Source organism: Nocardia sp. NPDC003979, assembly GCF_053605015.1.
The window spans coordinates 652,350-676,582 of sequence record NZ_JBSGIJ010000002.1 but is presented as its reverse complement, the minus strand read 5'-3'; the positions used below and the strand labels follow the sequence as shown (position 1 = coordinate 676,582).

Annotated in this window: 22 protein-coding genes; 6 read left to right on the top strand and 16 right to left on the bottom strand. The window is 67.2% G+C overall.

Translation table 11 applies throughout. The annotated features are described in order from the left end of the window. Positions 1-35: 35 nt before the first annotated feature. The 3 genes from ACWEVR_RS06760 to ACWEVR_RS06750 form a co-directional block, all read right to left on the bottom strand. Positions 36-533 (bottom strand): hypothetical protein, encoded by a 498-nt coding sequence (locus tag ACWEVR_RS06760; RefSeq protein ID WP_452466120.1) that lies wholly within the window; start codon positions 531-533, stop codon positions 36-38. A gap of 109 nt (positions 534-642) precedes the next feature. Then, positions 643-1,140, bottom strand: a complete 498-nt coding sequence (locus ACWEVR_RS06755; RefSeq protein ID WP_452466119.1) for a peptidylprolyl isomerase — start codon at positions 1,138-1,140, stop codon at positions 643-645. A gap of 460 nt (positions 1,141-1,600) precedes the next feature. Next, positions 1,601-1,939 (bottom strand): hypothetical protein, encoded by a 339-nt coding sequence (locus tag ACWEVR_RS06750; protein ID WP_243750027.1) that lies wholly within the window; start codon positions 1,937-1,939, stop codon positions 1,601-1,603. On the opposite strand from ACWEVR_RS06750, the gene ACWEVR_RS06745 reads away from it, so the two are divergent. After that, positions 1,929-2,231, top strand: coding sequence for a hypothetical protein (locus ACWEVR_RS06745; RefSeq protein WP_452466118.1), 303 nt, complete (start codon positions 1,929-1,931; stop codon positions 2,229-2,231). The two genes, ACWEVR_RS06750 and ACWEVR_RS06745, sit on opposite strands and share 11 nt — an antisense overlap. 471 nt (positions 2,232-2,702) lie before the next feature. After that, positions 2,703-6,035, top strand: a complete 3,333-nt coding sequence (locus ACWEVR_RS06740) for an arabinosyltransferase domain-containing protein (RefSeq protein ID WP_452466117.1) — start codon at positions 2,703-2,705, stop codon at positions 6,033-6,035. 71 nt (positions 6,036-6,106) lie between these two features. Here the strand turns inward: ACWEVR_RS06740 and ACWEVR_RS06735 are convergent, their stop codons facing one another. The 9 genes from ACWEVR_RS06735 to ACWEVR_RS06695 form a co-directional block, all read right to left on the bottom strand. After that, a complete protein-coding gene (locus ACWEVR_RS06735; RefSeq protein ID WP_157101793.1) occupies positions 6,107-6,268 on the bottom strand; it encodes a hypothetical protein in 162 nt (53 codons plus the stop codon). A gap of 152 nt (positions 6,269-6,420) precedes the next feature. After that, complete coding sequence (locus tag ACWEVR_RS06730; RefSeq protein ID WP_452466116.1) at positions 6,421-9,855, bottom strand: arabinosyltransferase domain-containing protein; 3,435 nt, start codon at positions 9,853-9,855, stop codon at positions 6,421-6,423. 48 nt (positions 9,856-9,903) lie between these two features. Further along, positions 9,904-10,413 carry a hypothetical protein gene (locus tag ACWEVR_RS06725; RefSeq protein ID WP_452466115.1) on the bottom strand — a complete coding sequence of 170 codons (510 nt, stop codon included), beginning with the start codon at positions 10,411-10,413 and terminating at the stop codon, positions 9,904-9,906. Positions 10,414-10,604: 191 nt separating this feature from the next. Next, positions 10,605-11,141: a hypothetical protein gene (locus tag ACWEVR_RS06720; protein WP_067640407.1), complete on the bottom strand. Its 537-nt coding sequence runs from the start codon at positions 11,139-11,141 to the stop codon at positions 10,605-10,607. Between the two features lie 160 nt (positions 11,142-11,301). Further along, on the bottom strand, positions 11,302-13,272 hold the full coding sequence (locus ACWEVR_RS06715; RefSeq protein ID WP_452466114.1) for an arabinofuranosyltransferase: 1,971 nt from the start codon (positions 13,270-13,272) through the stop codon (positions 11,302-11,304). 221 nt (positions 13,273-13,493) lie between these two features. After that, positions 13,494-13,922, bottom strand: coding sequence for a PIN domain-containing protein (locus tag ACWEVR_RS06710; RefSeq protein ID WP_452466113.1), 429 nt, complete (start codon positions 13,920-13,922; stop codon positions 13,494-13,496). Beyond that, complete coding sequence (locus ACWEVR_RS06705; protein ID WP_452466112.1) at positions 13,919-14,143, bottom strand: type II toxin-antitoxin system VapB family antitoxin; 225 nt, start codon at positions 14,141-14,143, stop codon at positions 13,919-13,921. Before ACWEVR_RS06705 ends, ACWEVR_RS06710 begins: the two co-directional genes overlap by 4 nt. A gap of 130 nt (positions 14,144-14,273) precedes the next feature. Further along, the gene (locus tag ACWEVR_RS06700) at positions 14,274-15,053 is read right to left on the bottom strand and encodes a decaprenylphospho-beta-D-erythro-pentofuranosid-2-ulose 2-reductase (RefSeq protein WP_181700776.1); all 780 of its coding nucleotides are present in this window, start codon (positions 15,051-15,053) and stop codon (positions 14,274-14,276) included. Then, on the bottom strand, positions 15,050-16,477 hold the full coding sequence (locus ACWEVR_RS06695) for an FAD-binding protein (protein WP_452466111.1): 1,428 nt from the start codon (positions 16,475-16,477) through the stop codon (positions 15,050-15,052). Before ACWEVR_RS06695 ends, ACWEVR_RS06700 begins: the two co-directional genes overlap by 4 nt. 57 nt (positions 16,478-16,534) lie before the next feature. Between ACWEVR_RS06695 and ACWEVR_RS06690 the strand changes: the two genes are divergently transcribed. Next, a complete protein-coding gene (locus tag ACWEVR_RS06690; protein WP_084457194.1) occupies positions 16,535-16,990 on the top strand; it encodes a GtrA family protein in 456 nt (151 codons plus the stop codon). 1 nt (position 16,991) lies between these two features. On the opposite strand, the gene ACWEVR_RS06685 is transcribed toward ACWEVR_RS06690, so the two are convergent. The 3 genes from ACWEVR_RS06685 to ACWEVR_RS06675 form a co-directional block, all read right to left on the bottom strand. Next, entirely contained in the window at positions 16,992-17,615 is a 624-nt protein-coding gene (locus ACWEVR_RS06685) for a pyridoxamine 5'-phosphate oxidase family protein (RefSeq protein ID WP_452466110.1), read from the bottom strand. Positions 17,616-17,752: 137 nt separating this feature from the next. After that, the gene (locus ACWEVR_RS06680; protein ID WP_452466109.1) at positions 17,753-19,915 is read right to left on the bottom strand and encodes a molybdopterin-dependent oxidoreductase; all 2,163 of its coding nucleotides are present in this window, start codon (positions 19,913-19,915) and stop codon (positions 17,753-17,755) included. A gap of 107 nt (positions 19,916-20,022) precedes the next feature. Further along, on the bottom strand, positions 20,023-20,514 hold the full coding sequence (locus tag ACWEVR_RS06675) for a hypothetical protein (RefSeq protein ID WP_452466108.1): 492 nt from the start codon (positions 20,512-20,514) through the stop codon (positions 20,023-20,025). Positions 20,515-20,693: 179 nt separating this feature from the next. On the opposite strand from ACWEVR_RS06675, the gene ACWEVR_RS06670 reads away from it, so the two are divergent. Together ACWEVR_RS06670 and ACWEVR_RS06665 are read left to right on the top strand one after the other, a co-directional pair. Continuing rightward, entirely contained in the window at positions 20,694-21,299 is a 606-nt protein-coding gene (locus tag ACWEVR_RS06670) for a DUF4282 domain-containing protein (protein WP_452466107.1), read from the top strand. Between the two features lie 121 nt (positions 21,300-21,420). Continuing rightward, entirely contained in the window at positions 21,421-22,266 is an 846-nt protein-coding gene (locus ACWEVR_RS06665) for a helix-turn-helix domain-containing protein (protein ID WP_452466106.1), read from the top strand. Positions 22,267-22,269: 3 nt separating this feature from the next. On the opposite strand, the gene ACWEVR_RS06660 is transcribed toward ACWEVR_RS06665, so the two are convergent. After that, the gene (locus tag ACWEVR_RS06660; RefSeq protein WP_067494823.1) at positions 22,270-22,668 is read right to left on the bottom strand and encodes a MarR family winged helix-turn-helix transcriptional regulator; all 399 of its coding nucleotides are present in this window, start codon (positions 22,666-22,668) and stop codon (positions 22,270-22,272) included. An 85-nt stretch (positions 22,669-22,753) separates the two neighbouring features. Here ACWEVR_RS06660 and ACWEVR_RS06655 point away from each other — a divergent pair, with 85 nt between their 5' ends. Further along, a complete protein-coding gene (locus tag ACWEVR_RS06655; protein WP_452466105.1) occupies positions 22,754-24,217 on the top strand; it encodes an MFS transporter in 1,464 nt (487 codons plus the stop codon). The last annotated feature ends 16 nt before the right edge of the window (positions 24,218-24,233 follow it).

Genomic DNA, 24,233 nt, shown 5'->3' with positions numbered 1-24,233 from the left:
CCGCATCGAACAGCGAAGGCGAGGAGGGCGCCCGTTTACCGGCAGTAGTTCGGGTTGTAAGTGCCCTGCGGGTGATTCTGCGGATGCTGCGGTTGGTATGTGGGTGCGCCGTAGGCGGGGCCGCCCTGCGGCCACTGGCCCTGAGGTTGTGGGGCGGGTGTCGGCCACTGGCCCTGTGCACCAGGCTGGCCGGCGGGGGCGTAACCCTGCGGGGCGGCGGCGGTGCGGCGTGCCCGGCGCGACCGGAGATTGCTTCGCAACCAGAACGCGCAGCCGACGCTCATTACCGCCCCACCCCCGATCAGCATCCACCCGGTGCGCTTGTTCTGTGCCTCTTGCTCGGCGGCGTCACGCTCCACCGACGAACCCTTGCTGGTCGTTACGCAGGTCTGGCCGGCCGACATGGCCGTGCCGTCGCAGTCGGCCCCACTGTTGTGAGTGACGATCCCACCGAAGACGAGGAAGCCGCCGAACACAACGCCCAGCGCAGAATAGATGAGGTCTTTCACGTGTTCCCCCAAGAACTTTGACAAGTCTTGGCACCATACCGCGTGTGCATCGGCCGCATTCGGGCGGTCCGAGGAATTCGACAACGGGCCGCCACCGAAAGGAAGGTGGCGGCCCGGGGCAAGCGTCGAAAGATCAGGCGACGGTTGCGGATTCGATGATGACGTCGTCGCGGGGGACGTCCTGGTGGGGGCCCGCGTTGCCGGTGGGGACGGCGGCGATCTTGTCGACCACCTCGGTGCCCTCGGTGACCTTGCCGAAGACGGCGTAGCCCCAGCCCTGGCCCTGGGGGGCCGTGTGGTTGAGGAAGGCGTTGTCGGAGACGTTGATGAAGAACTGGGCGGTGGCCGAGTGGGGGTCGTTGGTGCGGGCCATCGCGACGGTGTACTTGTCGTTCTTGAGGCCGTTGGTTGCTTCGTTCTCGATGGGAGCCTGGGTGGGCTTCTGCTTCAGGCCGGGCTCGAAGCCGCCGCCCTGCACCATGAAACCGGGGATGACGCGGTGGAACACGGTGCCGTTGTAATGGCCGGAGTTCACGTATTTCACGAAGTTGGCGACCGTGTTCGGCGCGGCCTGGTCGTCCAAGTCGAGCACGATCGGTCCGTAGTTTGTTACGAGATTCACCTTGGTCATGCGGTCGAGTCTAGGGAGGGGAGGGGTCAGGAAGTGACCGGGGTCCGGCGCGCCGGTAAAACTACTTCCGGCAGAAGGGCGCCCCGGACCGGGAAATACCCTGTCGGGGGACATAATCGATCAGGAGCCCGGGTGCGCCGGCCGACCGTGATCGGCGCCGTGGCAAATCGATAGTTGCCGGTTCTGAACACGATAAATCGGTTGAACTCCATCGGATCCGAATCGACTGTTCAGATCGGATATCCACCGCGGTGATGGCTGAGCGGATAACCGCCGAATCAGGGCCCGGACATGGCAAATCCGCGTACGAGAAACAATTCCCGCCGCGGAATCTCTGAATACGGGGACCCGCATGCGCCATCGGACGCATGCGGGCCTTTATTTATTGCACACCGGCGTGCTTCACCTGATTCGCGGTGACTTCGTCGCGTTACCCGTCACCGGAATATCAACCCTGAAATCAGGGGCCGACGGTAATCGGCACCGACGGGTTGGTGGTGTTGTTCACCTTGTAGGTGGCCGTCACCGTTCCGGTGGTCGAGCTGGTCGGGCAGCCGAATCCACCGGTCACCTTGATGGGCGCCGAGGCGTTGTTCAGCGACACCGTCGAGGGCGACCCGTTGGTCCACGAGCCGGCCACATTCGCCGGTGCCGTGGGGGCGACAACGGCGGTGCAGGTGGCGAGACCGGAGGTCTTGATCACCGCGCCACCGGTGGGAATCACCAGGCTGCCCGTGATGGGCGAGCCGTTCTGGCCGGTGATCGCCCAGCTGCCGCTGGTGGTGACGGTGGCGCTCACACCCCACATACTCGTGGTGCACCCGGTGATGCTCGGCGCCGCGATCGGAACCGTCACCGGCCCGCTCGGGTTCGTGTTGTTCGGCGCGGCGGGTACCGCGCCGGTGGTGCTCGAGGTCGTGCAGGTCACCGTGACGCTGCCCGCCACGAACTTCACCGTCCCCGAATTGGTTGCCGACACATTCGCCCCGGCGGGCGAAACTGTGGTGGATCCGGCGGCGTGCGCCGGCCCTATTCCGAAGGCAATTGCGGCTGCCGCACAACTCACGGAAGCCAGGGCTGCACGCGTATAGAAATTGTTATGGCTCATGCGTACTCCTAGGTGAAGCCGACAGACTTTCGGGATGAAAGCTGTCACGTTCAAGAGTACGAATGGGAATTGTTTACAAAGCTCGATTCATCGCGACAATTTCGTGCGGAAACTTTCGTGAAAAGGGTACGTGTGCGTCGATTCCGGCCTTAGAATGCACTGACGTTACCGCGTGTAACAGTTACCGCACTTTTTATCAACACCGGGAACCCGCGCTGGTATCATCGGATAACTCCTGTGCCTTCTTCGATCGCTTTCTGTCGCCCCGAGCAGACCTGGATCGATAGCCGGTATGCATCATGGCGAAACAAGCGGGGCCGGCGGGGGATCGCGGGGCTCTACCAGGTTAAACCTAATGAAATGCTTGAACTTCACACTGGCGATCCGACGACTTCACGGCCGCTGACTCGCGCGCACCAACGCTGAGTCAACCCAGCAGATACCATGGCGAACCGTGCCAGACGCCGCAACAGCTGTTCTCTCCAAGCCACCCGCAGAACCGGTGGCCTCCGCGAAGGACTTCCGCATCGCGCGATGGATCGCGCTGATCGCCGGACTCCTGGGAGCCGTGTTCGCGGTGGCGACGCCGTTCCTGCCGGTCACCCAGACCACCGCGCAGCTGAACTGGCCGCAGAACGGCAAGCTCGGCAATCTGCAAGCGCCCCTGATGTCGCAGGTGCCGATCGACCTCAACGCCACCATTCCGTGTGCCGCGGTCGACCGGTTGCCCGCCCAGGGCGGCATGCTGCTGGCCACCGCACCACCCCAGGGCGACGGCGCCGCGCTCGAGGCGCTGTTCGTTCGCGTCTCCGACACCGCCGTCGACGTGGTCGACCGCAACGCGGTGGTCGCCTCGGCGCCGCGTTCGGAGATGGGTGGCTGCTCGACCATCACCATCGCCTCCGACCAGCACCGCACCCGCGCCTCGTTCGACGGCCTGACGACCGAGATCGAGCGGCCGATCCCCGGTCAGCCCGGCGCGACGGAGACGGTGCGCGTCCCGGTGGAGGGCGAGCTCGGCGGCGACCTGCGCCCGCAGATCGTCGGTGTGTTCTCCGACCTGGAAGGCGAAGTACCCCAGGGCCTCTCGCTCACCTCGACCATCGACACCAGGTTCTCGTCGAGCCCGTCGGCGGTGAAGCTCATCGCGATCATCGCGGCCGTGCTGTGCACCCTGCTGGCACTCGGTGCGCTCGCCCAGCTCGACGGCAGCGACGGGCGTGGGCACCGCCGGTTCCTGCCGAAGAACTGGCTCAAGCCCACCTGGGCCGACGGCGCGGTGATCGGCACGCTGCTCGTGTGGCATTTCGTCGGCGCCAACACCTCCGACGACGGCTACATCCTCTCGATGGTCCGGGTGGCGCCCGAAGCGGGCTACATGGCCAACTACTTCCGCTGGTACGGCGTGCCGGAGGCGCCGTTCGGCTGGTACTACTACGTCATCCAGGTGTTCGCCGAGATCTCCACGGCCAGCCCGTGGGTGCGCGTCCCGGCCCTGATCTGCGCGATCCTGTGCTGGATGGTCATCAGCCGCGAGGTGGTGCCCCGCCTCGGCAACGCGGTCAAGCGCAGTCAGGTGGCGCTGTGGACCGGTGGCCTGGTGTTCCTCGCTTTCTGGCTGCCCTTCGACAACGGCCTGCGCTCGGAGCCGATCGTCGCCCTCGGCGCCCTGCTCACCTGGGTCTCGATCGAACGCGCCATCGCCACCGGCCGGCTGCTGCCCGCCGGGATCGCGGTGCTCGTCGCCGCCTTCACGCTGGCCGCCGCCCCGACCGGCCTGATGTGTGTGGCCGCGCTGCTGGCCGGTATCCGGCCGCTGGTGCGGATCATCGTGCGCCGGCATCGCCAGTTCGGCACGGCCGCGCTGCTCGCGCCGATCGCCTCGGCGGGCCTGCTCGTGCTCACCGTGGTCTACAGCGACCAGACCTTCGCCGGTATCCAGGAGGCCAACCGGGTGCGCCAGGCCACCGGCCCGAACCTGGCCTGGTACGAGGACTACCTGCGCTACTACTACATGTTCGTCGAGACCGTCGACGGCTCGCTGGCCCGCCGCTTCGCCTTCCTGGTGATGCTGCTGTGCCTGTTCACGACGCTGCTGGTGCTGCTGCGCCGCCGTCAGGTGCCCGGTATCGCGTCGGGTCCGACCTGGCGTCTGATGGCCGTGGTGTTCGGCACGATCTTCTTCATGATGTTCAACCCGACGAAGTGGACCCACCACTTCGGCGCGTACGCGGGCATCGCCGGATCGCTGGCCGCGGTGACGGCCGTGGCCGTGTCGCAGAGCGCGTTGCGGTCACGCAAGAACCGGGCCATCTTCCTGGCCGGGCTGCTGTTCGTGCTCGCGCTGTCGTTCTCGGGCATCAACGGGTACTGGTACGTGTCCAGCTACGGCGTGCCGTGGTTCGACAAGACCATCTCGCTGCGCGGGGTGAACTCCAACACCGTGATGCTGATCCTGTTCGGCGTGGGATTGGCCCTGGTCGGCTGGTACGCACTGCGCGAGGACTACGTGAAACCGCAGCCCTCGGCGAAGACCAAGCGCGGCAGGCGAATTCGCAAGTTCGCCGCCATCCCGCTCACCGTCGTGGTCGGGTTGATGGTCGCCTTCGAGGTGCTCTCGCTGGTGAAGGGCGCCACCCAGCAGTACCCGGCGTACTCGCTCGCCCGCTCCAACATCGACGCGCTCGGTGGCGAGAGCTGCGGCCTGGCTCGCGACGTGCTGGTGGAAGCCGACCCGAACAGCGGCAGGCTCGACCCGATCGTCGACCCGTCGCGTCCGCTCGTCGACCCCGCCGACCCGCTGCGCGGCACGCTGGCCGAAGGGTTCAGCCCCAACGGCGTGCCGAGCGACCTGTCGGCCGACGCCGTCGAGGTGAAGCCGGGTACCGGCAACACCAGCAACCAGTCGGTCGGCGCCGCCTTCGCCGAAGGTGAGAGCGCGGGCACCGGCGGTGGTGAGGGTGCGCGTGGCGTCAACGGGTCCACCGTCGCGCTGCCGTTCGGTCTCGATCCCGCCCAGACGCCGGTGCTCGGCTCCTACCAGGAGGGCATGCAGCAGCGCGCCCGTCTCGAGTCGTCCTGGTACGGCCTGCCCGCGCGCACCGAGGAGTCGCCGCTGATCGTCATCAGCGCCGCCGGTCGCATCGCCTCCAAGGACGACACCGGCGCCGACAAGTACGGCCAGTCGCTGCTCGTGGAGTACGGCACGCGCAACCCCGACGGCAGCGTCACCCCGCTCGGCACCTACCAGCCGCGCGATATCGGCCCGGCGCCGTCGTGGCGCAACCTGCGGGTGCCGCTGGCCGAGCTGGCACCCGAGGCGAACGCCGTGCGCATCCTGGCCAACGACCCGATTCTGATCGGTGACCAGTGGCTGGCGTTCACCCCGCCGCGTGTGCCCAAGCTGCAGAGCCTCGACAGCTTCATCGGCCGCACCCAGCCGGTGCTGCTCGACTGGGCCGTGGGCCTGCAGTTCCCGTGCCAGCGTCCGTTCTCGCACGAGAACGGCGTGGCCGAGGTGCCCAACTACCGCATCCTGCCCGACCGCCCGCTGGCCATCTCCTCGACCGACACCTGGCAGGCCCAGGAGTTCGGTGGCCCGCTCGGCTTCGCGCAGATGCTGGCCGCCCGGGTGACCATCCCCACCTATCTGAAGGACGACTGGGCCCGCGACTGGGGTTCGCTGGAACGCTACGACCAGCACATCCAGGCCGAACCGGCCCAGCTCGAGACCGCGACGACCGGTCGCGACGGGTTCTGGAGCCCGGGACCGCTTCGGGTGTTCTGAGGCGGGAGAGCATGAAGGCGGGGACCACCATGGTGGTCCCCGCCTTCGGTTTGTATGCCGTGTGTGGAAGGTCAGACGTTGAGCAAGCGACGGTTGAGGTCGCGGCGTAATACCTCCTGGGAAGGCAGTCTTTCCAGCACCCGCATCACGGCAGGTCGTAGTTCCTTCTTCTCGTCGTCGCTGAGCAGGTCGACGAGATCCCGCAGGTCCATGTCATCGAAGGCTCCTGTCATACCCACCAGGGTACGTGCCCAAACCTGAGAACGGGCCAAGTTGAGCGGCTCCTTAACGGGTCTTTCACCGAACCGAAATGTCCAGTGACACTAGGGTTTTCGTGAAACAGCAGCGCAACTGCCCGATCACTGCCCATGCGCTGCCCCAGTCTCTACCGCGCCCGGATGTCCGGCTCCTTCGCCCGTCCGGACTGGTCTACCACGCGCACCGTGATGTCGGCGGGCGGCGCCGGTTCGTACGGGGTGAACCGCTCCAGCGAGCCCCAGTCGCGACCGAGATCACGATCCAGATAGGTGGGCACAGTCTCGGCCTTCATCAGCAGACCTGTCCACCCGAGCGGGCCGCCGCCGATGTCGTCCTGCCAGGCGTTGGCCGCGTCCGAACCCACCCGGTCGGGCAGGATCCGCCACTTCGGCGCCTCGGCGACACCGTCGTGGTGCTCGAACGGGCGCTGACACGGGAACGCCAGGCCGACGTGCCAGTCCAGCAGCACAGGGTCGGTGTGCCCGACCACCGAGTCGAGGGAGGCCAGTTTCGGCAGGCGCGGCGGGGTCACCGCGAGCCACTGCTTCTGGGTGATGTCGTTGTCGGTGGCGACCAGGCGTACCGCGTTCACGCCCGCGGGCAGGCGGTCCAGCGGCACGCGCAGGTTGCGCCACGACGGCGACGGGCCGATGTCGAGCGGCTGGATCGAGCCGGTGACCTGCACCGATCCGTCCTCGGCGCGGGTGCCGTACTCGACGACCAGGTCCTGGCCGTAGTGCACGACGCCGTCGTTGTCGACGTAGCGGATGCGGCCCGCGGCGGTGACGACCAGCGCCTGGTAGGCGGGATCGTCGCGCACGGCGTCGATATCGGCGCCGTACCACTGCGAGGTCAGCTTCGCCTGCTGCTGTACACCGTCCTGGTAGGAGCCGAGCACCGGCGTGCGGGCCGGGTCGAGGCCGAACGGCAGGGCGACGGTGCTGCCGTTGATGCCAGCCTCGGTGCTCGTGCCGCCGCCGGTACCCGCGCCGGTGGTGTTGGTCGTCTTGTTGGCCGAGTCCTTGTCGACGGAGTTGGCCCCGCCGACCACGGTCTCGTCGGCGTCGGCGGTGAGGTCGGCGGCCACCCCGTTCGGGGTGAAGGCCACCGATTCGGTGCTCAGCCCGTCGGCAGGCGCGCCGGTGATGGGGGTGAGCAGGGAATCGGCCGTATTCGTCTCCACCAGTACGTCGTTGGCCAGGGCACACGTATTGCCCTGCAGCGACTCGATATTCGACTTGGCGATCGAATAGGCCGGGTACTGCGTGACCGCGCCCTTCAGCATCGAGGCCACCTCGAACGCCACGAGCAGCGCGGCCGCGATCGTCAACGGCATGGTGGCGAAACGGTCGAAACGGGCTGGGCGCGAAGGCTTGCGGTACGGGTCGCGCAGGTGGAAGTACAGGGCGACGAGCAGGGCGAGCACGCTGAGCCCGAGCAGTAGCGTCGACACACCCTTGCCCGCGACCATCGGCGCCTTGTCCCAGAACGGCACCCCGAAGCTGGACACGTACCACCAACCGTTGGAGCCGGTGAACGTGAGCGCGAGCAGGAACAGGACCGCCGCGGTGAACAGGGCGCGATTGCGTGGTGCGCGAATGCCGTTGGCGCCCACTGCGACAGCGGCAAGTGCGGCCAGCGAGCCCGCCAGGCCCGCGTACACACCGAAGTGGTGTGTCCACTTGGTCGGCGTCCACATCATCAGCAGCAGCGCGCCGAACACGATGCCGAGGATGCGCACCGACGGTCCGCGCGAGGTGCCGGGGATGCGGCCCTTGCGCAACACCTGCAGGATGCACACCAGCAGGCACAGCAGCATCACGAGGACGCCGAAACGCCTGGCCAGCGAGCCGTCGGGGGAGAGCATGAACAGCGAATCCCAGCGGGTGCGTTCGTCGAACCACGCCGCGTTGGGGCCGACCAGGGTGCGCACGCGGGTGGCTTCCATGACGGTCGCCAGGGTCTGATCGGCGAAGACGACGATCAGCACGAGGGTGCCTGCGGCTATGCCCGGGGCAAGGAGGGCGGCGTAGCGGAAGATCTTGGTCGCCAGAGAAAGTCGGCCGAATGCATGAGCACCGTCGGCTGTGTTGCGAGCCTCGTGCTTGCCCTCGGTGGCCGTTGCCTCTGCCGTGGCTTGGTCGGCACGCGACTTTCGTGCCTCTTCGGCAGCGTCGAGTCCGTCTCTGTCCGCGGCGATTTCGCGAGGACGCAGGCCTTGGGCGCGTTTGATGATGATCTGCATGACCGGGCGCGTGCCTGCGATCAGCGCGGCGATGCAGATGAGTCCGGTCGGACCCGCTGCCAGCGAGAACGCCGCGATGAGGATCGCGAGGGCGGCGGGGAGCAGGCGGGCGGTGGCGATCGCGCGTTCGATGGCGCACCAGGTGAGCAGGGCGCCTGCCGCGATGAGCGGTTCGGGGCGAAGACCGTTGTCGTAGGGGAGCCAGAAGGCGAGGAACACCAGGCCCGCCGTCCACAGCGCCACCTTGTCGCGCCGCACCCGGGCACCGAGGCGGGGCAGCACCTCCCGGCTGATCACCGCCCAGCACACCAGGCCCGCGGCGAGTGCGGGCAGCCGCATCCACGGGCTGGCGTCGGAGATCTTCGTCATCCAGGCCAGCAGCTCGTAGGACCATCCGAACGGCGCCTCGGGCACCCCGAACCAGCGGTAGTAGTTCGCCATGTAGCCCGACGGGCCGGAGGCGCGCGCCATGTTCAGGATGTAGCCGTCGTCGGAGGTGTTCGCGCCGATCACATGCCAGCCGAGCAGCGTCGCCACCACGACCACGTCGGTCGGCGTGATACGCCACCAGTGCCGGGGCAGGAAGTGGCGGGCGCGGCGGCCGTCGGCGCGGTCGAGCAGGTGCAGGGCGACCAGCGCGGCGAGGGTGGCGAGCGCGGCCACGATCATCACGGCCAGTTTCAGCGGCGTCGGGGTGGAGGTGAAGCGGGAATCGATGTCGGCGTGGAACCGGGCGCCGGTGAGCTGGGCTTCGTCGAGATCGGTGTACACCCCGACGATCTGCGGCCGCTTGTCCACGGTGACGGTGTTGCGGAACGGGCTGCCGTCGGCCCGCGTCACGCCGACGAACTCGACAGTCGTCGCGGCGATGGTCGAGTCGATCGCGATGTGGTCGCAGTTCGCGATCTCCTCGATCGGCGCCGACAGCATCGGCACATCGCGGGACTGCACCGTGAGCACGCCCTCGCGCGCGACGACACTCAGACCCTTGGTGATCTGCCCGGATTCGGCCGGGATCGTGGTGAGCAAGGTCGTCGGCTGCGGTGTGGGGTTCTCACCCTCCGGGCCTCGCACATCACCGCCGGGCAGTCCGCGCAGCACCGGACACGGCAATTGCGCGTTCACCTGCTGGGGCACATACGACACCAGTGGTGCTTGCACATTCGTCGCGCCCGCCTGCGGCCAGTCGAGGCTCGCGCGGTCCTGGCGCACCGGCAACAGCGGTGTGAGCAGGGCAAGCACGAACCCGAGCAGCCCACAGACGAGGGCGATCAGGCGGTATCGGGTGAACGCTCGTTCAGATCGGTCCGGTCGCACGGGGGTTGATGCTAGCCACCCGACCCGATCGTGCGGGGGCGCCGCGTCCTATCCGGTCATCCTGTTCGACCAATCGAGCTGCGAGCGGGCCCAATCGGGAATCTCCGCGGCCGGCCGCGGGTAGGCCACGAACTCGGCGCGCAGATCGTCGACCGACACCTCGGGCATCCAGTCGGCGACGGTGCCCGGCGAGTAGGTGGCCTTGAAACGGGTGGGTCCGGCGATGAAGATCTCCGCACTCAGCCAGGCGCCGACCGCCGGGTCGTAGGACATGCGCTTGTGGTCGGCCAGGTATTCGACGACTTCGGTCGGCGGCACCATATTGGTGACCGACCCGTCGCGCTCCTTGACCTGAACACCCGCCACCAGATGCCCGCCGACCTGCAGCGACCACAGCAAGGCGAACTTCTGGCCGGGGGAGAGCATGGCGATCGCGGCATCGACCACGAACTTCTCGATATCGCCGAGTGAGTGCAGTTGTTCCCGTGGCGCAGGTTCGGCGTCCTGGCGGTGTTCCCGCATCAGGAGATCGATTCGCTCCGGTCTGCTGAGCGTCATAGCTATACCTCTGCATCCGTACCGATCAGCGCTACCAAAACTGATTTCGGTCGGCCGAACTTGTCAACATTTCGCAGCGTACCCGCCCCGTCCGACGGACTGTGCGGTTTGTTCGCTGCAACCGCACATATTGTTGTCTATCGGTGCTCCGCACACCAGTAGCTACCGGGTGTCTATGGACACATGTCCGGTCAGGCTGCCGATGCGCGCAGGGCGAACCAGCCGTCGCCGGGGTCGGCGAAACCGTGGTAGACGAGGGGTACCCGCTGGTCCACGCCGAAAAACTGGTACACCGCCGCCATCGCCTGCCGCACCGAGTGCGCCTGGAAGTCGTCGATGCGCCGGGGTCCGATCCGGTGTTCGGGCAGCATCGAGAGCCGGGTGAGCTCCGCCGGATCGTCCACATCGAGCCCGATCGGCGCCGGTTCCTCGATCAGATGGTCGTGCAGCACCGTGCGCGCCGCGGTGGGATCGTGCCGTGGGCCGGTGAACGCCACCCGTTGCACCCGGGCGAGCCCGGGCAGATTCAACGGCGTGCGCACCGCCTCGATGAGGTCGATCAGTTCGGGATCGGGTTCGGGCCCCCGTTCGGCCACCGGCGCCTGTTCCAGCAGATGCAGCATCTGCCCACCCCGAACCAGCGGCTCGGGTACCACGAACACACTGATACTCGGACAGACGCAGTTCATTCCGGTGAGGCACACCCTGGTGTGCAACGGATCGGACATGAAGTCCTCCTCCGGTAACGGGCCACCCGGACCCACAACGTGCAGGATCGATAACCTTCGCCATCCGCCGACCCCCACCGACGACGACCGTTCCGCACCGCCAAGTGTAGTGCGCCTCCCCGCCCGGAAGACAGGGTTGCGCGAACTCGTTTTCGCCGGATCAGCGGTTGACGGTGATGAGGGTGAAGGGGCCGATGTCGGTGGTGGTGAAGGCTGGGGCGGCGAAGAGGGGGCGGGGGAAGGTGACGGTGTAGCGCTTGACGTTGGGGTCGTTGGGGTAGACGTCTTCGGCGAGGCGGAGGGTGTAGTTGTCGCCGTCGCGGCGGAAGAGGAAGGCGTCGGGGGCGCGCCAGGGGGCGGCCGACATGGCGTCGAGGAGGGCCTGGGGGGAGTCGAGTCTGCTCCAGGCGGCGATGGTGTCGGCGCGGGCCTTGAAGTCGGCGAGGGGGTTCGCGTAGTGCGAGGTGAGGGCCTGGAAACCGAAGTAGGGGTAGAAGGACAGGAAGCTGGTGTCGGCCGTGAGGACGACGGATTCGTCACGGGGACGGCCGGTTTGCGCCAGTAGCGCCTCGTCGACGGCGTGGTAGTAGGCCACGGCGGAGGGGCGGCGTTTGTCGCCGCGTTCACCGAAAGTGCCGTAGGCGTCGGGTGTTTCGGTGGGCACCGTGTCGGTGTAGGCGGTGTCGATCTCATGGACCAGAACGGTGGGGATCGTCTGGGCGAAGGCCATCGCGCCGAGCACCGCGAGCGCGGCGGCCGCGGTACGCACCGGCGCGGGTTCGTTCAGCGCCTGATACACCGCGCGGCCGCCCTCGACGAAGCCGAAAACGCCTGCGGCGGCGAGTAAAGCGAGCAGCACCGGTTCCAGTCGGAACGACAGCAGTGTGGTGCCCGCCGCCGTCGCCGCCATCGACAGCAATGTCCACAGGTAGATCGCCACCACGCCGATGCCGAGCGCCTGCGCCCGCCGCGACGATCCCGCCCGCACCACCAGCCACAGCAACCCGAGCAGGCACAGCGCCCCACGCAGGGAGAACTCGAGCATCGGGAACGCCAGCTGCGCACCCGACTCGGGCAGATAGTGGAAAGCGTTGCCGGACGGCAACTTCGCACCCGACAGCATCTTCAGCAGATACGGCGTCCACACCACCAAGGCCACCGCGATCGCGAGCACGCCGATCGCCGCCAGCCGCGTGAACGGCACGACCACCACCCGCCACGCGGGCTCGGTGGTGACGGCCGCATCGCGCTTGCCGATCGCCCGTCCGCTCGCCCGCCGCGCGTACAGCGCGCACGCGGCGGCGATCACCGCCATCAGCACCACGGTGAACGCCGCGATCGCCAGGTACAGCGTGTAGAAACACGCCGCGACCCCGAGGAACAACCCGGTCCCGAGCACCGCGCCCCACCCGCCGGACCGGCGATGCAACGCGCCCCACGCCAGCACGAGCACCGGCGGGATGAACACCACCAGCACCGCGCCGTAGGCCTCGGGCGAGGCATAAGCCAAGGTCATCGCGGTGACAGCGGCCGCGGCGCCCACCGCCATGTCCGCACGGACCAGCTGTGTCCACAGCACGAGCGCCACCGTGGCGGCCACCGTGAGCATCCCGATCGAGTACGGCTTGAACACCTCCCAGCCGTCCATGCCGAGCAGGTTCCCGACCCGCCCGCCGATCCAGAACCAGCCCGCCGGATAGAAGGGCGGCAGGTCGACATAGGTCATGTCGCGCAGTGCCGCACTGTCGGTGAGCCGCGTCAGATACTCGGTACGGAATTCCTGATCGACCGAAACACCGAACAGGTACAGCTTCGTCGCCGCAAGCGGCATCCCGAGCGTCACCGTGACGAATCCCGAAATGCCCACCCAGGAAGCAAGTTTCGCGACAACAGGCCACTTGCGCAGCCGGATCAGCAAGACCGAGACCACCAGCAGCCCCACCGAAACGACCTGCCCCACGGTGGTCAGCGCGCGAGTCACGTTGGAGGAGTTGAACGCAGGCCACTGCACGGCTGAGAACGCGACCAGCCCGACCACCGCCACCACGAGGGCAACCAGCGCCGCCCCGACACCTTCGCCGACCCCCACCAACGCCCTGCGCCCCGCCCGCACCTCGTCCTTGGTCGTCATCGGCGCGCGATCCTCCTCTGTGCTCCACGGTCCGGGTCAGCCTAGTGGAGCGTCATCGGGCTGTCGGTCCCGCCGACGACGAGCTCGGCCTGACCGACCTTCCGGTGGAGAACCTCCTGTGAGGTCGAAGCGAAATCGGGTTCGGTTTCGGTCGACACGGCGAACGAGTGGTGTCGCGCGATGCTGGGTTCATGCAGGTCGAAGGCACCGGCGTCGGGGACTCAGGTCCCGAGTTTCAGCGGTCCGTGGTGGACGTTGGCTTCCCTCAGCTCGGCGGCGAACCTCTTCGCGGTGACGAAGTCATTGTCGTCGTGGACGATGATCAGGTTGTGATGCGCTGCGGTGGCGCAGATCATCAGGTCCACCGCGGACAGCGATTTCACGCAACCGCCCTCTGCCGCTCGGTGTTGGAGGGTACGGATCCATGAACCGGCGGATTTCGGCACGGTCACATCGCGCGTCGTATCATCGAACATCTCCGTGAATTCGTCGTACTCTTCGAGGTTTCGAGCCGACTGACAGAACTCTGCCCGCTGCGGGTAGCACGATCGCAACGCGCCATCTGCGATCACGTCGCGCCACTTGTCGCTGACCGGGCCGCCGCGCAGCATGCGCCACATCGCCGACGAATCGATCAGGTACCCGGTCACCGCCGATACGCTTCTTTGGCGGCACGGTGGGCCGCTTCCTTGCCCTCGATGTCCCAGTTTCGTGCGCGCTCGATGGCGCGATCGAAGGCGGCGAGCCGGTCGCGCCGCTCGTTGTATTCGTCGAGGGCGGCGGCGACCGCGGCAGTCTTCGTGCGATGGCCGCCGAGCCGCTTGGCCTTTTCCAGGGACTCGTCATCGATGTCGATATGTGTCAGTGACATGTCAGCACTCCTGTACATATTCGGGCCGACGATCGTCTCAGAATTGTACATCTTGCCCCCTACTTCGTGAGTAAACGAAACCGCCGCACCGTTAGTAACGGTGCGGCAGTGATTCGGAACGGGGCGCGAGCTAGATGGGAAGCTTGCGGAAGATCGGGCGCGGCACGTGGCGAAGCGCCGACATCACGAAGCGGGCCTCGTTGGGGGTCCACACGATCTCGGTGCCCTTCTCCGAGGCGGCGACGGCCTGGCGGGCGACGTCTTCCGGGTCGACCGTGAGCGGCGCTTCCTTGGAACCGGTCGCTTCCCAGTGGGCCTTGGTCGCCGAGGTACGCACCTGCATCGGCCGCACGACGGTGACGCGCGGGCCGTAGGGGCGAAGCGCCTCGCCGAGACCCAGGTAGAAGCCGTCGAGGCCGGCCTTGGTCGAGCCGTACACGAAGTTCGAGCGACGAACCCGCTCGCCCGCCACCGACGACATGACGATGAACCGGCCGTGACCCTGCGCCTTGAACTTGTCGCCGACCAGCACACCCACCGACACACCGGCGGTGTAGTTGATACCGACGGTCATGACCGCCTTGCGCTGGTCCTGCCACAGCTGTTCGGCGTCGCCGAGCACACCGAACGCCACGATCGCGACGTCCACGTCACCACCGGCGAACGCGGCGTCGACAACCTTCGGGTGCGAGTCGGTGTCGAGCGCGTCGAAGTCGATGACCTCGACCGCCGTGGCGCCCGCGCCTTTCAGCTTGGCGACGGCATCGTCGAGCAGCGGGTCGCCGGGCAGGTTCGCCAGGATGATCCGCGCGGGGCTCTTGCGCAGGTACTCCGCGCAGATCGCGAGACCGATCTCGGAGGTGCCGCCGAAGAGCAGGATGGTCTGCGGGTTGCCAACTGCGTTGATCACTGGAGCTCCAGCCTCCTGGCCATATCGGACATGAACACGCCGTTCGGGTCGACGCTGCGGCGGACCTTGATCCACTCGTCGATCCGGGGGTACATCTTGTGGAAGGTCTCGGCGCTGGTGCGCGAGTCCTTCGCGGTGTAGAGACGGCCGCCGAATTCCATCACGCGGCGGTCCAGCTCGGTGACCAGCTCGTTGAGGCCCGGCTTGATCGGGAAGTCCACGCAGATGTTCCAGCCCGGCATCGGGAAGCTCAGCGGCGCTTCGTTACCGGGGCCGAACAGCTTGAACACATTGAGCGCCGAGTAGTGGCCCGACGCCTGGATGTCGATGATGATCCGCTTGAACTCCTCGACCGCCTCGGTCGGCACCACGAACTGGTACTGCAGGAACCCGTTGGAACCGTAGCCACGGTTCCACTCCGAGATCATGTCGAGCGGGTGGTAGAACTGCGTCAGGTTCTGCACCTTGCCGGTGTAGTTGCCGCCCATGGCGTAGTACGCCTCGCCGACCGCCGAGAGCGTCAGCTTGTTCATGGTGAAGTTCGGGAAGATGTCGGGCACCGTCATCAGGTGCGGCGCGTCGAACTTCAGCGGCTTCTTCTGCAGCTTCTTCGGCAGTTCGTCCAGCTTGGCCAGGCGGCCGCGGGTGATCGTGGCGCGGCCGAGCTTCGGCAGCGGGCTGATCACGTCGAACCAGGCGCTCGAGTAAGTGTAGTTCGCCTCGCTGCCGTCGCTGTGCGCGGCGACCGTCTCGTCGAGGGTCGCCGTCTTCACACCGTCGTTGAGGAAGTAGGCCGTTTCCGTGGGCGCCATCTCGATGGTCGCGCGCAGGATGATGCCGGTGAGCCCGTTGCCGCCGACCGTCGCCCAGAACAGCTCGGCGTCGTTGTCGGGTGACACCGTGCGCACCGAACCGTCCGCGACGAGCAGGTCGATCGAGCGGACGTGGTTGCCGAAGCTGCCCTCGCTGTGGTGGTTCTTGCCGTGGATGTCGGAGGCGATGGCGCCGCCGATGGTCACCTGGCGGGTGCCGGGTAGCACGGGAACCCACAGCCCGAACGGGAGCGCGGCCTTCATCAGCTGGTCCAGGCTCACGCCGCCGTCCACGTCGACCAGGCGGGTGTCGCGGTCGATGCGGTGGATGCGGTTGAGCGCGGGCATGTCGATGACGAGGCCGCCCGCGTTCTGGGCGTGGTCGCCGTAGGAGCGGCCGAGGCCACGGGCGATCACGCCGCGTCGCAGATGCGCCGGCTTGCTGTCGTTGTCCTCGGCGACCATGCGCACGGCCTGGGCGATCAGCTCGGGATCACCGGTCGAGAGCACTTCGGCGGAGGTGGGTGCGGTGCGACCCCAACCGGTGAGCTTGCGCGTACGCGTAGGAAGCGTAAACGGCCCGTCGTTGGTGGTCGAAATGTTCTCAGACATCGGCTTAGAGGCTACAGGCATGGCACAACCTGTGACCGGTCTCGTACCCTTCCTCACGTGCAAGCACAGCCGCATCTGCCCCTGCCCCCCGAAATTCCCCTGGTCGACGAGCCGGGGGGGACCGATGTCGATCTGAAGACTCAGATTGTCCGGTTCACCCTCACGGGCGGTTTCTCGGCGATCGTCGACTTCGGCTTGCTGCTGTTGCTGTCGAATGTGCTCGGGGTGCCGGAGGTGCTCGCCAAGGCGATCAGCTTCATCGCCGGTACGACGACGGCCTACCTGATCAATCGTCGCTGGACGTTCCAGGCCGAGCCGAGCCGTAAGCGGTTCGTGGCGGTCGTCGCGCTGTACGCGGTGACGTTCGCCGTGCAGCTCGGGATGTATGCCGCGTTCGCGTTCGCGCTGCCCGACCAGTGGTGGCGTCAGGCGGTGGCGTTCGTCGTGGCGCAGGGCACGGCGACGGTGATCAACTTCGTCGTGCAGCGTGTGGTGATCTTCAAGATCAAGTAGGTCAGCCGGCTTTGACTTCGGCGTGCTGGCGGCCCGCCTTCACACCGAAGTAGTCGCCGCCCTTGGCTCGGACGTTGTCGGTACCCCATTCGCGGCGGTCGCGGGCGACGGGGATCATCTGCGGAATGTGCTTGCGGCAGTGGATGTATGCCTCTTCCACGTCGACGACCACCCATACCTGCGCGGCCGTGCCCCGTTCCGCGGGTGGCAGATCGCTGACGGCCTCGCGTAGTTCGCTGTCGGCGACCATGCGGGCCTTCCCGTTCACGTGCAGGCCGATGAGGTCGCGGACGAAGTCGATCATCAGGATCCCGACGTGCGGGTTCTCGAGGATATTGCCGAGGCTGGCCATCACCCCGTTACCACGGTATTCGGGGTACGCAATCGTGCGATCGTCGATCACGTGCAGGAAACCGGGGGTTCCCGCACGGAAGCTGGCGTCGCATTCACCGTGCGCGTCGGCGGTGGAGATGAACGCCATGTCCATCCGGGTGACGAATTCCATCATCATCGGGTTCAGATAGTCGATGACCTGGTCGTCGTAGAACCGTTCGGCGCGATCTGTGGTGCCCAACGTTTCCTGAAGTTCGTGCTCTCCGTCGCTGCCGACCTGTGTTCCAGGCATCGGGGCCCCTCTGCTGCCGAATTGCTGTGACCACAATCTCATTGGAGTCTAGGGGAGTTCGGCGCGCGGCGTGGCGAGTCCAGTATTGCGAAGGACCGTAACGGGCGGTTTGCTTCGGGTTTTCGGACGACGACCGATCAGGCCGGACCGACCGTCACCGGCACACCGTTGAAGACGGCGGTTCCGGTGATCGCGTCGACGATCGAATTGTCGGTCAGCGCATTGGCATTCACGCCTGCGTGCGCGCGGGCGACCGACTGGGTGGTGCTCGCGGCGTGTCCCCACCCGTGCGGCAGGCTCACCACCCCGGGCATGATCGCCGCTGTCAGCTCCACTTGCACGGTCAGCGAACCGGCGGCCGAGGTGATCTCGGCCGTCTCGCCGATGCCGAGGCGGTCGGCATCCTCGGGGTGGATGTGCAATGTGCAGTGGTTGGACCCGCCGACCAGCACCTCGATGTTGTGCATCCAGCTGTTGTTGGAACGCAGCTGCCTGCGCCCGATCAGCACCATGGGCGGTGTACTCGCCGCGAGGCCTTCGCGCAGGCGCGAGACATCGGCGAGCAGGGGCTGCGGTGCGAGGTCGACGCGTTTCGATGCGGTCAGCAGAACCTTCGGCAGACGCGGTTCGAGCGGGCCGAGGTCGATGCCGTGCGGGTTGTCGAGGAGGGTGCGCAGGCCGAGGTCGCCGCCGTTCCACGCGCCGTAGGGGCCGAGTTTGAGCATCAGGTCGACGCGCTGTTCGGTGGTGTCGGCGCCCTCGAGCTCGTCGCGCCGGTCACTCATGCCAGCCTTGTGCAGCATGCCCGCGATGACCAGCTCGTCGATCATCGCGACGGCCTCGTCGCTGTGATGCGGCTGCCCGCTCACGGCCGCGGCGAGCCGGGCCAGCACGGCCGATTCCGACGGCCTGCCGTCGAGCGGCACCAGCGGGCGCGAGTATCGCGCGTAGTTGCGCACCGCGAAGTGCAGCAGCGCGAAGTCGTAATGCGGTGACTGGATCGAACGAGGCGGCGGCAGAATCACATTCGCGTGCCGGGTCGTCTCGTTGACGTACCGGTCGACGCTCACCATGAAGTCGAGCCCGGTCAGTCCCGCGTCGAGCCGCGCGCCGCTCGGTGCGGAGAGCACCGGGTTGCCCGCCACCGTCACCAGCGCGCGGATCTGACCTTCACCAGGGGTTTCGAGTTCGTCGGCGAGGGTGGCGACGGGGAGTTCGCCCATGGTCTCGGGCAATTCGCGCACCCGGCTGGTCCACCGGCCAGGCCGGAACGGCTTGGTCCGCGTGATGCCGAGCGCCGCGGGGGTGGCGAACATGGCGCCGCCGGGGGAGTCGAGATTGCCGGTGAGGACATTGATCGCATCGACAAGCCACTGCGTGAGCGTGCCGAATTCGGTGGTGCACGTGCCGATTCGGGCATAGACGGCGGCCGTCCGGGCTGCGGCGAGTTCGCGCGCGATGCGGCGGATGGTCTCGGCGGGAATGCCGGTGCGTTCCGTCGCGATCTCCGGGTTGAAATCCGCTGCGGCCGCGCGCAGTTCGTCGAGGCCGTCGACCTCCACGCGCACGTCGATCAGGTGTTCGGCGAACAACGTGTGTACCACCGCGAACAGCAGATACGCGTCGGTGCCGGGCCGGATGAAGAGGTGTTCGTCTGCCAGCTCCGCCGTGCGCGTCGCCCGGGGATCCACCACGACGAGCCTGCCGCCGCGCGCCCGCAACGCCTTCAACCGGCCGGGGAAGTTGGGCGCCGTGCAGAGCGAACCGTTCGATTCCAGCGGGTTGGCGCCGAGCATCAGCAGGTAGTCGGTGCGGTCGAGGTCGGGAACGGGCACGACCATCGGGTCGCCGAACATCAGCCCGGCGGCCACCTGCTTGGGCATCTGATCGGCGGTGCTCGCCGAGTACACGTGCCGGGTGCTCAGCGCGCGGACCAGCGCGGGTGCGTAGAGGGCGCCCGCGATCGTGTGGGCAGTGGGATTGCCGAGATAGATGCCGGTGGCGCCGGTACCGTGCGCGGCGCGCACAGCGGCGAAACGCTCGGCGATCAGGTCGAATGCTTCGTCCCAGGTCGCGGGACGGAAATCGGCGCCGTCGCGGATGAGCGGGGTGGTGACCAGGTCGGGGTCGTCGTCGAGCTTGCCGAAACCGGCGCCCTTCGGGCAGATGAAGCCTTTGCTGAACGGGTCGTCGCGGTCGCCGCGCACCGAGAGCACCCGGTCGTTGTCGTCGAGGGTGATGCTCAGGCCGCAGACGGCCTCACAGAGCGGACAGGTGCGAAGCAACGAACGCGGAGCCATGGTTCATGCCTACTCCACCCCGGCCGCTCGGCACCGGGAAACGCAGAAAACCCGCGAGGCGACGTGGGGATCCGTCGCGTTCGCGGGTTGTCGGTGGAAGAGCTGCCTCAGCAGGCCACGGTCAGGGTGGCGCGTTTGCGGGACGCGGCGGCACGCACGGCGGCACCGAGCGCGACGACCGGCGGGACCCAGCGGGCCTCGGAGGGAGCGACGCCCCACGACGCCGAACCGGCGGCCAGCTGGGTGGGCGGCAGCGGGATGCTGGCACCGTCGGTGTGCACCAGCACACCGGCCTCGCGCATCGCGGCGATGGCCATGGTGGCCTTGGCGACGCCGGTCACCAGGTGGATCTCGCGACGCTCGGCGCCCGGGATCTCGATCACGGGGCCGGACAGGTTGTTGGCGCGCAGGAAGCGGCGGACCTCGCCTGCCATCTCACCGGTGATCTCGATGGCCGAAACGTTCTCGTCGGTCACCAGGCACAGGCCGTTGGTGGTTTCGGCGACGTTCCAACCCCGCGCGGCGTAGTCCAGCGCGGCGGCACCCTTGTCGGCGGCCATAGTGTTGGTCGGAAACGTCGTGCGCACTGTGTTCTCCATTCCCCGAAGAGCTCTGTTCCTGCGTTCATGGGCGTATCGGCGCAGGGTGGCCGAGTTGTTACGCGGATTCCGAAAAATAATCGAGAGTGTCTGCTTCGTCTCATTCGACGAACCTTCGCTATCGCAGGTTCGGTCCCCGTGTGTTGGCGTGTCGTCGGAAAGCGGGCAGGATTCGGACTATGACCGACGTGCCGAACACCACCCCGGCCGGTGAGCCGGAGGCCGAGGAGTTCGAGGCCGAATCCCGCTGGCTCTCTTGGAAAGAGGCCGACGTGAAGCGTACGGCGTCGCGTTCGCGAGAGCAGGGCGAGGACTCCGAAGAGGCCGAGGCGATGAGGCTCGCGCGCGACGCGGGCTTCGACGATCCGTTCCGCAGCACCCGCTCGGCCACCCAGTGGGGCGCCGAGGCGCTTCGCTCCCTGCTCGACGTGCAATTCCGCAGGCCCGCGACCCGTACGCTGCTGCCGCTGGCCTACATCCTGTGCGTGATCTCCTTCGCGATCGGCCTGCCGATCGCGCTGACGGTGCTGATGTGGAAGGCCTCGGCGGTGCTCGGTGTGCTCGCCGCCCTCGTGGCCGTTCCGCTCGGGCTCACCATCGCCGCGTCGGTGCGGTTGATGCTCGAATTCGCCGACAACGCCGCTCGGCTCGCGGGCCGGGTCGAGCACATCAGCGAACTCGCCGACGGACTGTTCCAAGCACTGTCCGATGTCGCCGAACCGGTGAATCAGTTGTCCGAAGATGTTCGCGCCGTTCAGTTCTGGCGTTTCCGGAAGAAGAAGTAGGTCTTGCGCGGTGTCCGATTCATTGTGAAACAATCCGTCCGCAGATCTGATGATGCGTCAGCTGCGAACGGCGGCCTCCAGAGGACAAGGGGGAGGCCGGATTTGGATACAGGGGGGAAGTATGGCTTCACCGCAGGGCGTCACCGGTTCGACCATGCCGCGCAGGCAGCTGGGCAGGCACTTACGTGACCTGCGCAACCGTGCGCGGATGACCACCAGAACCGCGGCGGCGCAACTCGAGTGGTCGGAAGCGAAGATCTGGCGGATCGAAACGGGGCAGACATCGCTGCGCAGCCTCGATGTCGAGGCCATGTGCAAGGTGTACGGCGCGCCCGCCGACCAGGTGGAACCGTTGGCCGCGCTGGCTCGCGAAACCAAGGCAAGGGGATGGTGGACGAGTTACGGCGATGTGATTCCGGAGGGTTTCGAGGTCTACATCGGGCTCGAAGAGGCGGCGGCCGAGCTGTCGATCTACGAGGACGGCCTGGTCCCGGCGCTGTTGCAGACCGAGGACTACTCCAGGGCGCTGCTCGAACGCACGGTTCCCGAACTCACCGACGCCGACCTGGAACGTCGGCTGCGGGTGAGCGCGGCCAGGCAGGCGTTGCTCACCAGGGCGGGCTCACCGTTGCGGCTGCGGGTGGTGCTCGCCGCGTCGGTGCTGTCGCGCCGGATCGGTGACGATCGGGTACTCGCCGGTCAGCGTGCGCGGCTGCGTGAACTGGCCGAACGCGACACCGTCGACATCCGGGTGATCCCGGACGACTGCGGCTACCACGCCGGGCTCGAGTCGGGCCGGTTCACCGTGCTCGATTTCGACGGCGACAACGCGGTCGACAAGCAGGAACCGCCGGTGGTCTACGTGGAGACCTTCGCCGGTTCGGTCTATCTCGACAAGCCTGCCGAATTCGACCGTTACCGAAGCGCTTTCGCCGACATCACCGCCGCGGCGAGCGCGACGGTGTAGCTCCTACCAGGAGTCGGTGAGCACCGAACGGTGCGTGGGCAGGGCCTGGTCGTAGACCGCCCTGCCCTTTTCCGTGAGCTTGACGAAACACGCCCGCCGGTCACCGTCGCAGGTGATGCGTTCGACCAGGTCGTCGCGCTCGAGCCTGGCCACCGCGCGGGACAGCGCGCTCTGACTCAGGTAGATGTCGCCGGACAGGTCGGTCATGCGGTACTTCTCGCAGGCCGCGTCGACGAGACGGTCGAGGATCTCGAACTCGCTGAGTCCGATCCGGTGTTCGTTCTGAAGCGCCTTCTCCAGTGCGCAGCTCACGGCGGCGTGCCGGTCGAGCAATGCGCGCCACTGGCCGACCAGCTCGGTGGGCGCTTCGTTGCGCCGAGCTGTGTTGGCCGGGTTCGACATGCGGCCATCTTAGTGCGCCCGACCAATACATGCAACTGCATTAAATGTGTTGGCATTAAATGCGCATGCATGTAATGTCCTCCGCATGACTTCGCCAGCAACGCTCTCGGCCGCCGAGGCGACCGACCCGACCCGGTGGTCCGCTCGCCTCTGGGGCCTGCTGATCACTCTGTGCATTGTTCTGTTCCTCGACGGCCTCGATGTTTCGATGATCGGCGTCGCCCTGCCGTCCATCGGCGCCGAACTCGATATGTCCACCTCCACCCTGCAGTGGCTCGTGGGCGGTTACGTCCTCGGCTACGGCGGTCTGCTGCTGCTCGGCGGCCGCACGGCCGACCTGCTCGGGCGCCGCAAGGTGTTCCTCATCGCCCTGGCCGTCTTCGCGGTCGCGTCCCTGATCGGTGGCCTGGTCAGCGATCCGACGCTGCTGATCGTCACCCGCTTCATCAAGGGTCTGGCCGCCGCGTTCACCGCACCGACCGGCCTGTCGATCATCGCCACCACCTTCGCCGAAGGAAAGGCGCGCAACAAGGCGCTGTCCATCTACACCGTGTTCGGCGCGGGCGGCTACTCCATGGGCCTGCTCTTCGGTGGCCTGATGACCGGCGTCGGCTGGCGTTGGACCTTCCTGCTGCCCGTCCCGATCGCCGTCGCCGCCCTGATCTCGGCGTTCGTGCTGATCCCCAAGGACGGCAAGGCCGAGGAAGGCGGCCACGATCTGCTCGGCGCGCTGCTGTCCACCTCGGGCATGCTGCTGCTGGTCTACACCGTGGTCACCGCGCCCGAGGTCGGCTGGGCCTCGGCCCGGACCGTCGTCTCGTTCATCGCCGTGGTCGCCCTGTTCGCCGCGTTCGTCGTCACCGAGCAGCGCGTCGCCCACCCGCTGGTCCGGCTCGGGATCCTGCGCAAGGTGTCGCTGGTGCGGGCCAGCCTGGCCATCATCGCGGTCGCCGGCTCGTACTTCAGCTGGCAGTTCATCGTCACGCTGTACCTGCAGGACACCCTCGGCTGGTCGCCGCTGAAGCTCGCCATGGCGCTGCTTCCGGTCGGCATCCTGGTCGTCGCCTCGGCGTTCTTCTCCGACAAGCTGATCGACCGCTTCGGCACCGGCCCGGTGATCGCGGTGACCATGTCGGTGATGGCGATCGGGTACCTGCTGTTCCTGCGAGTCGACACCGCGCCCGACTACCTGACCGTGCTGCTGCCCGCCGTCCTGCTGATCGGCATCGGCTGGGTCGGCTTCCCTGCCATCAACGTGCAGGCCACCAGCGGTATCGACGACGAGGAGCAGGGCCTGGCGGCCGGCGTGCTGCAGACCTCGATGCAGGTCGGCGCGGCCGTGGTGCTCGCGGTGACCACCGCCATCGTCACCTCCGGCACCGCGCACGGCACCTCGCCGCAGCAGATGCTCGACACCTACCGGCCGGGCCTCGAGTTCGCCGCCGGTGTCACGGTGCTCGGCGCACTGGTCGCGCTCACCGTCTTCTGGCCGCGTAAGCGGGTCACCGACGCGCCGGTGGTCGAGGAGAAGGTGCTCCAGACGGTCTGATCCGAAAGCGCTGAAC

Coding starts and splice junctions, on each gene's coding strand:
- ACWEVR_RS06755 (WP_452466119.1), bottom strand. CDS start 1,140: ATGACCAAGGTGAATCTCGTAACAAACTACGGACCGATCGTGCTCGAC.
- ACWEVR_RS06735 (WP_157101793.1), bottom strand. CDS start 6,268: ATGACAGGAGCCTTCGATGACATGGACCTGCGGGATCTCGTCGACCTG.
- ACWEVR_RS06725 (WP_452466115.1), bottom strand. CDS start 10,413: ATGACGCTCAGCAGACCGGAGCGAATCGATCTCCTGATGCGGGAACAC.
- ACWEVR_RS06720 (WP_067640407.1), bottom strand. CDS start 11,141: ATGTCCGATCCGTTGCACACCAGGGTGTGCCTCACCGGAATGAACTGC.
- ACWEVR_RS06715 (WP_452466114.1), bottom strand. CDS start 13,272: ATGACGACCAAGGACGAGGTGCGGGCGGGGCGCAGGGCGTTGGTGGGG.
- ACWEVR_RS06705 (WP_452466112.1), bottom strand. CDS start 14,143: ATGTCACTGACACATATCGACATCGATGACGAGTCCCTGGAAAAGGCC.
- ACWEVR_RS06695 (WP_452466111.1), bottom strand. CDS start 16,477: ATGTCTGAGAACATTTCGACCACCAACGACGGGCCGTTTACGCTTCCT.
- ACWEVR_RS06685 (WP_452466110.1), bottom strand. CDS start 17,615: ATGCCTGGAACACAGGTCGGCAGCGACGGAGAGCACGAACTTCAGGAA.
- ACWEVR_RS06680 (WP_452466109.1), bottom strand. CDS start 19,915: ATGGCTCCGCGTTCGTTGCTTCGCACCTGTCCGCTCTGTGAGGCCGTC.
- ACWEVR_RS06675 (WP_452466108.1), bottom strand. CDS start 20,514: ATGGAGAACACAGTGCGCACGACGTTTCCGACCAACACTATGGCCGCC.
- ACWEVR_RS06670 (WP_452466107.1), top strand. CDS start 20,694: ATGACCGACGTGCCGAACACCACCCCGGCCGGTGAGCCGGAGGCCGAG.
- ACWEVR_RS06665 (WP_452466106.1), top strand. CDS start 21,421: ATGGCTTCACCGCAGGGCGTCACCGGTTCGACCATGCCGCGCAGGCAG.
- ACWEVR_RS06660 (WP_067494823.1), bottom strand. CDS start 22,668: ATGTCGAACCCGGCCAACACAGCTCGGCGCAACGAAGCGCCCACCGAG.
- ACWEVR_RS06655 (WP_452466105.1), top strand. CDS start 22,754: ATGACTTCGCCAGCAACGCTCTCGGCCGCCGAGGCGACCGACCCGACC.